Below are 12752 nucleotides of genomic sequence, written 5' to 3'. Positions count from 1 at the left end.
AGCCGCCATGGAATTTATCCGCAGCCGTATCGAAACCCAGCTGATGAGCCTCACCGGCTTGTCACTGGGGCAACTGGACCTGGAAAACCCCAAGGGCGATCCCGGCCTGTTCGGGCCAGACTCGGTCAGTTGGCAAGTCCATGGTGACTTCAGCAGCATGCTGATCGGCGGCATCAGCGCATTGATGCTGCAAGCCTTGCACCCACTGGCCCTGGCCGGCGTTTGGGACCATTCGAACTTTCGCCAGGACATGCTCGGGCGCCTGCGGCGTACCTCGCAGTTCATTTCAGGTACTACCTTTGGTTCGCGCAAAGACGCCGACTGGCTGATCGAAAAAGTGCGCACGATCCACCTGCAGGTGGTCGGGCATGCGCCGGATGGACGGCCTTATTCGGCGAGCGACCCCGAACTACTGACTTGGGTGCATGTAGCCGAGGTGAGCAACTTTATGGCCGCTCACTTGCGCTATCGCAACCCGACTCTGTCGAGCCGCGATCAAGATCGTTACTACAGCGAAATCGCCCTGGTGGCGGAGCGCTTGGGGGCGCGGCATGTACCGCGCTCGCGGCAGGAAATTTCCGATTATCTGGAGCGTATCCGTCCGCAATTGCTGTGTGACGAACGCAGCCGCGAAGTACTGCGCCTGCTGCTGAACGCCCCCTCGCCCAGTACTTTAGCCAAGCCGTTTGGCGTCTTGATGATGCAGGCCGGGATCGATCTGCTGCCAGACTGGGCCAGCACCATGCTCGATCAGCATCAGAACCCGCTGCAACGCCAGATGATCCGTGCAGGGGTCAAGCGTAGCGCGCCGTTATTGCGCTGGGCGATGCGCAATGGCTCGGTGCAACGGGCACACAGGCGGATGGGGTTGGTGTAGGCAAGGCACCATAGCTGTTAAACTTCGCGCCCTCATTTACAGCCAGGCGCGCTCCATGTCTCCCTTGAATCAGGCGCTGCGCGCCGCCCTCGATCATCGCCAAGACCTGATCAACGAGCTGCATGCCCAGGGCACCGATTGCTATCGCCTGTTCCACGGCAGCCAGGAGGGCGCCGGCGGCCTGACCATTGACCGTTATGGCCCACAGTTGCTGGTGCAAAGCTTCCACCAGTCGCTGGAAACCACAGACCTGCTGGACCTGCATCAACTGATCAACCAGTACCTGGGCCTGGAGTTGCTGCTCGTGTACAACGACCGCTCCCGCGGCAATTCGCGGATCGACCGCGAAGACACGGTATACCGAGCCGAACCCGCAGCACTGGAAGACATGGTCGGGCACGAATGGGGCCTCAATTACCGTGTTCGCGGGCGCCATGCCGGGCAGGATCCGTTGCTGTTCCTCGATCTGCGCAATACCCGCGGCTGGGTCAAAGATCACAGCGCCGGTAAAAGCGTACTGAACCTGTTTGCCTACACCTGCGGCGTGGGCCTGAGCGCCGCCGCTGGCGGCGCGCGTGAGGTGTGCAATTTGGACTTCGCTGAAGGCAACCTGGCGGTCGGGCGTGAAAACGGCCAGCTCAACCCACAGTTGCCGAGCATGGAGTTCGTGCAGTCGGACTACTTTCCGGCGATTCGCCAACTGGCCGGCCTGCCGATCACCCAGCGGCGCGGGCAGAAACTGCCGAGCTACCCGCGTCTTGAACAGCGCCAATATGACTTGGTGCTGCTCGATCCTCCGGCCTGGGCCAAGAGCGCGTTCGGCACCGTCGACCTGTTGCGCGACTACCAGAGCCTGCTCAAGCCCGCACTTCTCGCGACTGCCGACAACGGTGTGCTGATCTGCTGTAACAACTTGGCAAAGGTCAGCATGGAGGATTGGCGCGAGCAGGTCCTGCGATGCGCGGAGAAAGCCGGTCGCCCAGTGCGCGACTGGCAAATCATGACGCCGGGTGCGGATTTTCCCTCACAGGATCAGCAGCCCCCCTTGAAAACGCTGATACTCCAGCTGTAGGAAGCGTCCCAACGCCCCGGCTCTTCGGAACCGAAAACCCGTGCCATACTCCAAGGCACTCCTGTTCGATATAGATGGCGCCGCCCCATGCCCAAAGGATTGATTCGCGCCACTGGCGCCTTGTTGACCGCCCTTGCCCTGTACAGTTTGCTGGGCTTTTTGATTCTGCCGGGCATCGCCCTTCGCGTTGCCAACCAACAATTGGCCCATTACGCCACGGTGCCGGCGCGGCTTGAGCGCATTGAACTCAATCCCTTCAGCCTGGAAGTCACCGCATGGGGCTTGAAGATTGGCGAACCCGGCAAGGAACAGGTGGGTTTCGAGCGCCTTTACGCCAATCTGCAGATTGACAGCCTGTGGACCCGGGCACTGCATTTGGCCGATGTGCAAATGGACCAGCCCAAGACGGAGCTGCTGTTCGACAAGTCTGGCCAATTGAACCTGGCGCAGTTGTTCAAGCTCCCTGCAAGCGAACCCTCCCCTGCCGACCCCAATGCCAAGCCGTTCCCACTGCGTATCGACAGCATCAAGCTGGCAGGCGGCTATGTGCACTTTCAAGATCTGCGCCCCAGCGAACCTATCGAATTTCTCTACAACAAACTCGACTTCGAGCTGAAAAACCTCAGCACCTTGCCTGAAGACAACGCCGATATGACTCTGGTCGCGGCAGGCCCTGAAGGTGGTCAAATTGATTGGAAAGGCAACTTCAGCCTGGTACCGATCACGTCCGAAGGTACGCTAAAGGTCACTGACGGCAAGATGAAAGCCTGGTGGCCATATGTGCGTGACGCGCTCCCCCTGGTACTCGAAGACGGTGTGCTCAACTTCAGCACCGACTACAAATTCAGCCTGGCCAAAGAAACCGAACTGAACTTGACCAACACCGCCGCCAGCATCGCGCCGTTCGCCCTAAAGGCACCGGATGGCCGCCCGCTGGTGCGCCTTGAGCGCCTGGACGTCAGCGAGACCACGGTGGACCTCGCCAAGCAGCAAGTGGTGGTCGGCAAGATCCGCAGTAATAAGCTGGAGACCTGGGCTGCTCGTGAGGCCGATGGGCAATTGGACTGGCAGAAACTGTTCGCCAGCCAACCGAGCAAACCAGCCAAGGCGCCGGAGCCTGCCACTGCGCCAGCTACAGCCGACTCTCCAAAGCCTGCCCCGACTGCGCCAAGCAAGCCTTGGCAAGTGCTGCTCAAAGACGTGCAACTGCGCAACTATCAAGTACATCTGGCCGACCGTCAGGCCAAACCTGCGGTAGCGCTGGAGCTGGGCCCGTTGAATGTGGATGTACAGAATTTCGACAGCCTCAACCAGAGCCCCTTTAACCTCAAGGTCGACAGCGGCTTGGGCAAGCAAGGCAAGATTCAGGCAACGGGCGTGGTCAACCTCAACCCAGTCAGCGCCAAGCTGAAGGTCACCACCAAAGATATTGACCTACGGGTTGCCCAGTCCTATATCAGCCCATTTATCCGTTTGGAGCTGCGTAGCGGCATGCTCGGCAGTGACCTCGACGTGAACCTGAAGAGCACCGAGCCCCTGGCGCTGCAGATTACCGGCCGAGCGCAGGTCGACCAGTTGCATACCCTGGACACCCTTAAGACACGTGACTTCCTGAAATGGCAGCGTCTGGTCGTCGAGGGCCTGAACTACCAGCACGGCGACAGCCTGTCGATCGACAAGGTCAACCTGCTGCAGCCATATGCGCGGTTCATGATCAACGATGACCGCACCACCAACGTCGATGACCTGCTGATCCCGCAGCCGGCCGACAGTGGCGCCAAGTCGGCCCCCAAGCCTGCGGCGAGCAAAGATAAACCCCTGGGCATTCGTATCGGGCAGATTGCAATCAACGATGGCTCGGCCAACTTTGCCGACTTCAGCCTGACACCCAACTTCGCCACAGCCATCCAACAGCTCAACGGGCAGATCGGCACGATTGACAGCCGTCAGGCCAAACCAGCCAGCGTCGACATCAAGGGCAAGGTGGACCGTTACGCGCCAGTGACAATCAAAGGCAGCGTGAACCCGTTCGATCCGATGGCGGCGCTGGATATCGCCACCAGCTTCAAGCGTGTCGAGCTGACGACCCTGACGCCCTACTCAGGCAAGTTCGCGGGTTTCCGTATCCGCAAGGGACGCCTCAACCTCGACCTGCACTATGTGATTACCAAGGGGCAACTGAAGGCCGAGAACAAAGTGGTGGTCGAGCAACTGCAACTGGGTGAGAAGGTCGACAGCGCCGATGCCGTGGACTTGCCGATTCGCTTGGCAATCGCCCTGCTTAAAGACACTGACGGCAAGATCTCCATCGAACTGCCGGTGACCGGTGACCTGAATAACCCGCAATTCAGCGTGATGCCGATTGTGTGGCAGACCCTGCGTAACCTGGTGGTGCGTGCAGCGACCGCACCGTTCAAGTTCATCGGCGGGCTGGTCACCGGCGGCGGAGCGGAAGATCTGAGCAACGTGTCCTTCGCTGCCGGCTCAAGTGAGTTGAACAAAGACGCCGAAAGCGCGCTAAACACCCTGGCTAAAGCGCTGAAGGAACGCCCTGCCCTACGCCTGGAAATTGAAGGCACGGCCGCTGCCAGCAGCGATGGCCCCTTCCTCGCAGCGCAACGTCTGGAACGTGAATACCAGTACAACTATTACAAAATCCTGCAGCGCCGTGGCGACAAGGTTCCTGCCCAGGCGTCCTTGCTGGAAGTCCCGGAAAGCGAAAAAGCGCCATTGCTCGAAGGCATCTACCGCATCCGCGTGAAACAACAGCCACCGGCGGAGTGGAAAGACCTGAGCCGCGATGACCGCACGGCCAAGCTGCGTGACGGCGTGATCAAGTTCTGGAGCAACAGTGACGTGCTACTGCGCCAACTCGGTCAGGACCGCGCAAGCACCATCAAGGACTACTTGGTGGATAAGGGCCAGTTGGAAGACGACCGCGTGTACTTCATTGATGCCCACCTGGGACAGGCGGAGAAAGATGGTCGCGTTGTAACGCCTATGCATCTGGATGCTGAATAACCAACGGCACCAGAAATAGAACAGGCCCCGACACAAGTGCCGGGGCCTGTAATGACCACATCCATATGGTCAGTCGCATGAACCTTAGAGGTGCATTTGAGTGGATATCTAACTCACTCGTGGCCGCCGCTTAATTCAAACGAACTGTCGAGCGTTACTCTGCTTTCAGGCCATCGGCCGATACAGCTTTAACGCCTTTGATTTTCTTGGTGATTGCTACGGCGGTGGCTTTCTGTGCGTCGGTAACAGCTACAGTCGACGACAGGGAAACAACGCCTTTGTTGGTTTCGACTTTGATGTCGGTGCCAGGAATACCTTTCTCGGTAACCAGGTCAGCTTTTACCTTGGTGGTGATCCAAGTGTCGCTGGTGGTTTCTTTGGCGTCATGAGCGGCGCCTTTGGTTTTATCGATACCGTCTGCTTTGGTAGCACCGCCAGCCATCAGGCCATCAGCGGAAACAGCGGTCACGCCTTTGATCTTTTTGGTGATCGAGACAGCAGTAGCTTTCTGTGCGTCAGAGATAGCGACTGTCGAGGACAGGGAAACCACGCCTTTGTTGGTTTCAACCTTGATGTCCGAACCAGGAATGCCCTTCTCGGTCAGCAGGTCGGATTTAACTTTGGTGGTGATCCAAGTATCCGAAACGCTTTCCTTAGCCTTGGTAGCTTCGCCAGCCGCCAACGTCATAGGGGCTTGGGAAGTCTGAGCAAAGGCTACGTTAGCACCCATGGCCAGAGTCAGAGCGGTAGCAGTAGCGAGAGCGAACTTCTTCATACGAGTAACTCCTGTTTTATTAAAAGTCTGCAGTACGTAAACCTTGATGCTGCAGCGTTAACAGGGATATTGCAGGCAGTGTGCCAAGTCGAAGCCATAAATTAAATCCTTATAAAACAAAAACTTAACAATAATGCTAATTTCCGGAATCGTGCAACTTGCATGAAGCCCATCATGCCTGCATGCAAGTTGCGGCTTTTGCAGTGGGCTAAACGGCTGATTTCACTTCACTTTCCCTCGCCCATAAAAAAAGACCCCGAAGGGTCCTTTCTTTCAGCATAAGCCAGGGGTGTTTAAACGCCCGAAGCCTTGGCTGCTGCTACGTCCTTGATGGACAGCTTGATGCGGCCGCGGTTGTCCACGTCCAGCACCAGCACTTCCACTTCCTGACCTTCTTTCAGAATGTCGGTCACTTTCTCAACACGAGCGTCGCTCAACATGGAGATGTGAACCAGACCGTCTTTGCCCGGCAGGATGTTGACGAATGCGCCGAAGTCGACGATGCGCTCAACCTTACCGACGTAGATCTTGCCGATCTCGGCCTCAGCCGTGATACCCAGAACGCGCTGACGTGCTGCCTCAGCCGCTTCCTTGGTTTCGCCGAAGATCTTGATCGAACCGTCGTCTTCGATATCGATCGAAGCCTTGGTTTCTTCGCAGATCGCACGGATGGTCGCGCCACCTTTACCGATAACATCACGGATTTTGTCGGTGTCGATTTTCATCGCGATCATGGTCGGAGCATTTTCCGACAGCTCGGTGCGAGACTGACCAATGATCTGGTTCATCTGGCCGAGGATGTTCAGGCGCGCTTCCAGGGCTTGGCCCAGAGCGATCTCCATGATTTCTTCGGTGATGCCTTTGATCTTGATGTCCATCTGCAGCGCGGTAACACCTTTAGCGGTACCGGCTACTTTGAAGTCCATGTCGCCCAAGTGGTCTTCGTCACCCAGGATGTCGGTCAGGATGGCGAACTTCTCGCCTTCTTTAACCAGACCCATGGCGATACCGGCAACCGGTGCCTTCATCGGCACACCAGCGTCCATCAGTGCCAGGGAAGCACCACAAACGGAAGCCATGGAGCTGGAACCGTTGGACTCGGTGATTTCCGACACAACACGGATGGTGTAAGGGAACACGTCAGCAGCAGGCAGCATGGCCTGAACCGAACGACGCGCCAAACGGCCGTGACCGATTTCGCGACGACCAGCGCCGCCCATACGACCACACTCGCCCACCGAGAACGGAGGGAAGTTGTAGTGCAGCATGAACGGGTCTTTTTTCTCGCCTTCCAGGGTGTCCAGCAGTTGTGCGTCACGGGCAGTACCCAGGGTCGCGACTACCAGAGCCTGAGTTTCGCCACGGGTGAACAGTGCCGAACCGTGAGTTTTCGGCAGAACACCAACTTCGATATTCAGCGGGCGCACAGTGCGAGTGTCGCGACCGTCGATACGTGGCTTGCCGTTAACGATGTTCTCGCGAACGGTGCGGTATTCGATTTCACCGAATGCAGCTTTGACTTCGCTGGAAGATGGCTGACCTTCTTCGCCCGAAAGCTTGGCAACAACCTGGTCCTTCAGCTCGCCCAGGCGAGCGTAACGGTCGGCCTTGACGGTGATGGTGTAGGCGTCGGAAATGGCGGCGCCGAACTCGGAGCGGATAGCGCCCAGCAGTTCGGTGGCTTCGGCTTGCGGAGCCCAGGCCCAAGTAGGCTTGGCGGCTTCAGCAGCCAGTTCTTTAACGGCGTTGATCACAACCTGGAATTCGTCGTGAGCAAACAGTACAGCACCCAGCATCTGGTCTTCGGTCAGCTCTTTAGCTTCCGATTCAACCATCAATACGGCTTCCGAAGTACCGGCAACGACCATGTCCAGGCTCGATGCTTTCAGTTGCTCGTAAGTTGGGTTGAGCAGGTAGCCGGTGCTCTCGTGGAAAGCAACGCGGGCAGCGCCGATAGGGCCATCGAAAGGAATGCCGGAGATAGCCAGGGCAGCCGAAGTACCGATCATCGCAGCGACGTCCGGATCGGTTTTCTTGCTGGTGGAAACGACGGTGCAGACAACCTGCACTTCGTTCATGAAGCCTTCTGGGAACAGCGGACGGATCGGACGGTCGATCAGTCGGGAAGTCAGGGTTTCTTTCTCGGAAGGACGGCCTTCACGCTTGAAGAAACCGCCAGGGATCTTACCGGCAGCGTAAGTCTTTTCCTGGTAGTGAACAGAAAGAGGGAAGAAGCCTTTGCTCGGGTCAGCGGTCTTGGCGCCAACAACGGTCACCAATACGGTGACGTCGTCATCAACGGTAACCAGCACTGCGCCGGAGGCTTGACGGGCGATACGGCCTGTCTCAAGGGTAACGGTCGACTGACCGAACTGGAATTTTTTGATAACCGGGTTCACGGTGTCCTACCTTCTTTGTGGCTCTTGGGGAACTTGTTTTCTTACGAAATTCTTGGGCAATGTCGGGAATCGGCCCAACCCTTGTCCAGGGGGTAAAACGTGTATCCAGATAAAACTTGAGGCTGGGAGCCTACCATGGGCCAGCGGGAATCCCACTGACACACGGCAGACAACCAACCTCTAGCGCAATCGCTTATTAGCGACGCAGACCCAGGCGACCGATCAGAGTCTGATAACGACCCAGATCCTTGCCTTTCAGGTAATCCAGCAGCTTACGACGCTGGTTTACCATGCGGATCAGACCACGACGGGAGTGGTGATCTTTACCGTTGGCCTTGAAGTGACCTTGCAGCTTGTTGATGTTGTGGGTCAGCAGTGCAACTTGCACTTCTGGCGAACCAGTGTCACCAACAGCTTGCTGATAGTCAGCAACGATTTGTGCTTTTTCTTGAACGTCGAGAGCCATGAGGCAATCCTTTTTTCAGGAAACCACCCAAAGGGCAGTCTCAACAGGCCAGGGACAAATCCCTGTATCTAAAAATGAGTGTTGACCGTGCCTGTTAACAGCCACACTCGTTCGGTCATTCTGACCGAATCAGTCTACGTGGCGCGATGCGCCCGTCTTCGCTCACTTCACCGATACCGATAAAGCGACCGTTATGATCCTGTACTCGCACCATGCCGAACTTAGGGGCATCCGGGGCACGTACCGGCTGGCCGTTAAGCCAGTAGAACGCGCTGTGCTCCGAGAAGTGCAGCAATGGCCAATCCAGCAAACCACTGTCCGATGGCATCAGGAAGCGATCAACCGCTTCATTGCCGCCTTCGGCGTGTACCGCTTCCAACTCTTCCAGCGTAACCGTCTGGGCCAGGCTGAAAGGTCCGGCCTGAGTGCGTCGCAGTTCTGCGACGTACGCGCCGCAACCGAGCTGTTCACCAATATCTTCCACCAGGGTACGGATATAGGTGCCTTTGCTGCAGTCCACGGCCAGTCGTGCGGTTTCACCTTCACAAGCGAGCAATTCCAAGCGCGCAATAGTAACAGAACGCGGTTCACGCTCCACTACTTCGCCGGCACGTGCCAGCTTGTAAAGTGGCTGCCCGTCACGCTTGAGAGCCGAGTACATCGGCGGTATCTGACTGATTTGCCCACGAAAAGCGGGCAAAGCGGCTTCGATATCAGCACGACCAACGGTCACGTCGCGAACCTGTAAAACATCACCTTCAGCATCCGCCGTGGTGGTGGTCTTGCCCAGTTGCATCAGGGTTTCGTAACCCTTATCGGAATCAAGCAGGTATTGCGAGAACTTGGTCGCTTCGCCAAAGCACAGCGGCAGTACGCCAGTGGCCAGTGGGTCGAGGCTACCGGTATGCCCGGCCTTCTCGGCATTGAGCAGCCAGCGGACCTTCTGCAACGCCGCATTGGACGTAAAGCCAATGGGCTTATCAAGCAGAATGATGCCGCTGACGTTGCGACGGATACGTTTGACCTGAGCCACCGCTTACTCCTTGGCGTCTTCAGGTGTGGACGGATGCTGGCTGTCTTCAGCCACGGCGCGCTCGATCAATGCCGACAAGTGCGCGCCACGCACGACGCTTTCGTCGTAGTGGAAGTGCAACTGCGGAACACTGCGCAGCTTCATTTCGCGGGCCAACTGCATGCGCAGGAAGCCGGCAGCCGAGTTGAGCACTTTGATGCTTTGTGCGATTTCTTCGCTGTTGTCCTGGCCCATCACGGTGATGAAAATCTTGGCGTGACCCACGTCACGGCTCACTTCAACAGCGGTGATGGTGACCAGGCCAACGCGTGGGTCTTTGACTTCGCGACGGATCAGTTGGGCCAGCTCGCGCTGCATTTGATCGCCGATACGTTGGGTACGGCTGTATTCTTTTGCCATGTCTTGTTACCTGTTACTGCCACACGGTGAAACCCATGGGGTCTGAAAGCGGCAAACGCCCGGCCTGACAAAAGCCAGACCGGGCGTTGCGTTTAGAGTCCGTACGCTGCGCGAGGCATTTGCATGCCCACACGCGGCGTGGCTCCGGAAGTGCGCGAGTTAGAGGCTGCGAGCAACCTGAACCTTCTCGTAGACTTCGATCTTGTCGCCAGCCTTGACGTCGTTGTAGCTCTTGACGCCAATACCGCATTCCATGCCGGCACGTACTTCAGAAGCGTCATCCTTGAAGCGGCGCAGGGATTCCAGCTCGCCTTCGAAGATAACGATGTCTTCACGCAGTACACGGATTGGACGGTTACGGTACACAGTGCCTTCGACAACCATGCAACCGGCGATCGCGCCGAATTTCGGCGAACGGAACACGTCACGTACCTCGGCGATACCCAGGATATTCTCCCGAACGTCACTGCCAAGCATCCCGGTAAGGGCTTTCTTGACGTCTTCGATGATGTCGTAGATGACGTTGTAGTAACGCATGTCCAGGCCTTCCTGCTCGACGATCTTCCGTGCGCCAGCATCAGCACGCACGTTGAAACCGAACAGTACAGCGTTGGAAGCCAGTGCCAGGTTGGCGTCGGATTCGGTGATACCACCGACACCGCCACCGACAACACGCACTTGCACTTCATCGTTACCCAGGCCATTCAAGGCGCCGTTCAACGCTTCGAGAGAACCACGAACGTCAGATTTAAGGACGATATTAAGCGTCTTCTTCTCTGCCTGGCCCATGTTCTCGAAGATGTTTTCCAGCTTGCCAGCGTGAGCGCGAGCCAGTTTGACTTCACGGAACTTGCCTTGACGGAACAGAGCCACTTCACGGGCTTTCTTCTCGTCGGACAGCACGCTCATCTCGTCGCCAGCGTCCGGGGTACCATCCAGGCCGAGGATCTCGACAGGGATGGAAGGACCCGCTTCTTTGATTGGCTTGCCGTTCTCGTCGAGCATGGCACGTACACGGCCATAGTTCGAACCGACCAGCACCATATCGCCTTGGCGCAGGGTACCGTCTTGAACCAGCACGGTCGCAACCGGGCCACGACCTTTGTCGAGACGCGATTCAACCACAACGCCACGACCTGGGGCCGATGGAGTTGCTTTCAGTTCGAGTACTTCAGCTTGCAGCAGGACCGCTTCGAGCAGTTCGTCCACGCCAGTACCGACTTTCGCCGAAACCGAAACGAATGGCGTATCACCGCCCCACTCTTCAGAGGTCACACCGTGAACCGACAGTTCGCTGCGGATGCGATCGAGATCGGCGCCCGGCTTATCGATCTTGTTCACAGCAACAACCAGTGGAACACCAGCGGCCTTGGCGTGCTGGACAGCTTCAATGGTCTGCGGCATCACGCCGTCGTCCGCTGCAACTACCAGGATCACGATATCAGTCGCCTTGGCACCACGGGCACGCATTGCGGTAAACGCGGCGTGACCTGGGGTGTCGAGGAAGGTGACCATGCCGCGCTCGGTTTCAACGTGGTACGCACCGATGTGCTGAGTGATACCACCGGCTTCGCCAGCAGCTACCTTGGCACGACGAATGTAGTCGAGTAGCGAAGTCTTACCATGGTCAACGTGACCCATTACGGTCACAACTGGCGCACGGGAGAACGTCTCACCTTCAAACTTCAGGGACTCTGCCAGGGAATCTTCCAGGGCGGTGTCGCTGACCAGGGTCACTTTGTGGCCCAGTTCTTCGGCTACCAGTTGAGCAGTTTCCTGATCAAGCACCTGGTTGATGGTCGCTGGAGTACCCAGTTTGAACATGAACTTGATGATTTCAGCAGCCTTGACCGACATCTGATTGGCAAGATCGCCAACAGTGATGGTCTCGCCAATCTGCACATCACGCACGACAGGACCGGTTGGGCTCTGGAAACCGTGGGCGTTGCGCTTCTTCAGCTTGGCCTTGCCGCGACCACCGCGACGGAAGCCATCGCTCTCTTCGTCGGTAGTACGTGGAGCAACGCGTGGAGCAGGCGCTTTCTCTTTGACCGAAGCACGATGCGGAGCGTTTTTGCGCTCGCCATCGCCACCACCACCGCGACGATTGTTATCGTCGGCACGTGGTTTGTCCGGACGACGAGGTTCCTCACGCTTACGGGCATCAGCAGCAGGTGCTGGTGCAGCGGCAACCGGAGCGGCCTCGCGCACAGCTTCCACAGGAGCGCTAGGCGCGGCGACCGCATCAGCCGAAGCAGTTTGCGCAGCAGCAGGCTGGCGACGCGCTTCTTCTTCGGCGCGACGCTTGGATTCTTCTTCAGCCTTCTGACGAGCAGCATTATCTACTGCGCGACGTTCATCCAGTTCACGCTTGCGCTCGGCTTCAATTTCTTCCGGGCTGCGCTGTACGAAGACTTTCTTCTTGCGTACTTCAACGCTGATGCTCTTGCTACCAGCAACACGCAGGGTGCTGGTGGTTTTGCGCTGCAATGTAATCTTGCGCGGTTCTTCCACTTTCGCCTTGTGGCTGCTCTTCAAGTGAGTCAGCAAAGACTGCTTCTCACTATCGCTCACACCTTCATCGGCGGCGGTGTGCGGCAGACCTGCCTCACGCATCTGCTGCAACAGGCGCTCTACCGGTGTTTTGACCTCATCGGCCAGTTGTTTCACCGTGACTTGCGTCATGCACTTCTCTCCTCAGGCCGCGCCT

General features: G+C 57.6%; 9 protein-coding genes. 3 read left to right on the top strand and 6 right to left on the bottom strand.

What is annotated here, in order from left to right:
• Window positions 1-7: 7 nt before the first annotated feature.
• The 3 genes from ACKZ62_RS03875 to ACKZ62_RS03865 all read left to right on the top strand — a co-directional run bounded on the left by ACKZ62_RS03875 (window position 8) and on the right by ACKZ62_RS03865 (window position 4970).
• On the top strand, window positions 8-877 hold the full coding sequence (locus tag ACKZ62_RS03875; protein ID WP_032884728.1) for an oxygenase MpaB family protein: 870 nt from the start codon (window positions 8-10) through the stop codon (window positions 875-877).
• Between the two features lie 55 nt (window positions 878-932).
• Entirely contained in the window at window positions 933-1949 is a 1017-nt protein-coding gene (locus ACKZ62_RS03870) for a class I SAM-dependent rRNA methyltransferase (RefSeq protein ID WP_032884726.1), read from the top strand.
• Window positions 1950-2036: 87 nt separating this feature from the next.
• Window positions 2037-4970, top strand: coding sequence for a DUF748 domain-containing protein (locus ACKZ62_RS03865; RefSeq protein ID WP_095186252.1), 2934 nt, complete (start codon window positions 2037-2039; stop codon window positions 4968-4970).
• A 154-nt stretch (window positions 4971-5124) separates the two neighbouring features.
• Here ACKZ62_RS03865 and ACKZ62_RS03860 read toward each other — a convergent pair whose 3' ends face one another.
• From ACKZ62_RS03860 to infB, 6 genes are all read right to left on the bottom strand, one after another.
• Window positions 5125-5745 (bottom strand): BON domain-containing protein, encoded by a 621-nt coding sequence (locus ACKZ62_RS03860; RefSeq protein ID WP_032884723.1) that lies wholly within the window; start codon window positions 5743-5745, stop codon window positions 5125-5127.
• 293 nt (window positions 5746-6038) lie between these two features.
• Complete coding sequence (pnp, locus tag ACKZ62_RS03855) at window positions 6039-8144, bottom strand: polyribonucleotide nucleotidyltransferase (RefSeq protein WP_032884722.1); 2106 nt, start codon at window positions 8142-8144, stop codon at window positions 6039-6041.
• A 196-nt stretch (window positions 8145-8340) separates the two neighbouring features.
• Window positions 8341-8610 (bottom strand): 30S ribosomal protein S15, encoded by a 270-nt coding sequence (gene rpsO / locus ACKZ62_RS03850; RefSeq protein WP_003177875.1) that lies wholly within the window; start codon window positions 8608-8610, stop codon window positions 8341-8343.
• Between the two features lie 115 nt (window positions 8611-8725).
• On the bottom strand, window positions 8726-9643 hold the full coding sequence (gene truB, locus ACKZ62_RS03845; RefSeq protein ID WP_032884721.1) for a tRNA pseudouridine(55) synthase TruB: 918 nt from the start codon (window positions 9641-9643) through the stop codon (window positions 8726-8728).
• A gap of 3 nt (window positions 9644-9646) precedes the next feature.
• A complete protein-coding gene (rbfA, locus tag ACKZ62_RS03840; RefSeq protein WP_003176137.1) occupies window positions 9647-10042 on the bottom strand; it encodes a 30S ribosome-binding factor RbfA in 396 nt (131 codons plus the stop codon).
• Window positions 10043-10201: 159 nt separating this feature from the next.
• Window positions 10202-12727 carry a translation initiation factor IF-2 gene (infB, locus tag ACKZ62_RS03835; protein ID WP_032884720.1) on the bottom strand — a complete coding sequence of 842 codons (2526 nt, stop codon included), beginning with the start codon at window positions 12725-12727 and terminating at the stop codon, window positions 10202-10204.
• Window positions 12728-12752: the final 25 nt, after the last annotated feature.

The organism is Pseudomonas sivasensis, from assembly GCF_052938085.1.
The sequence above is the reverse complement of the archived record's forward strand: the minus strand, read 5'-3'. Positions and strand labels throughout refer to the sequence as shown.

What these genes read in the sequence shown, in the direction of transcription:
- ACKZ62_RS03875 (WP_032884728.1), top strand. Translation starts at nt 8, where the DNA reads ATGGAATTTATCCGCAGCCGTATCGAAACCCAGCTGATGAGCCTCACC.
- ACKZ62_RS03870 (WP_032884726.1), top strand. Translation starts at nt 933, where the DNA reads ATGTCTCCCTTGAATCAGGCGCTGCGCGCCGCCCTCGATCATCGCCAA.
- ACKZ62_RS03865 (WP_095186252.1), top strand. Translation starts at nt 2,037, where the DNA reads ATGCCCAAAGGATTGATTCGCGCCACTGGCGCCTTGTTGACCGCCCTT.
- ACKZ62_RS03860 (WP_032884723.1), bottom strand. Translation starts at nt 5,745, where the DNA reads ATGAAGAAGTTCGCTCTCGCTACTGCTACCGCTCTGACTCTGGCCATG.
- rpsO (WP_003177875.1), bottom strand. Translation starts at nt 8,610, where the DNA reads ATGGCTCTCGACGTTCAAGAAAAAGCACAAATCGTTGCTGACTATCAG.
- rbfA (WP_003176137.1), bottom strand. Translation starts at nt 10,042, where the DNA reads ATGGCAAAAGAATACAGCCGTACCCAACGTATCGGCGATCAAATGCAG.
- infB (WP_032884720.1), bottom strand. Translation starts at nt 12,727, where the DNA reads ATGACGCAAGTCACGGTGAAACAACTGGCCGATGAGGTCAAAACACCG.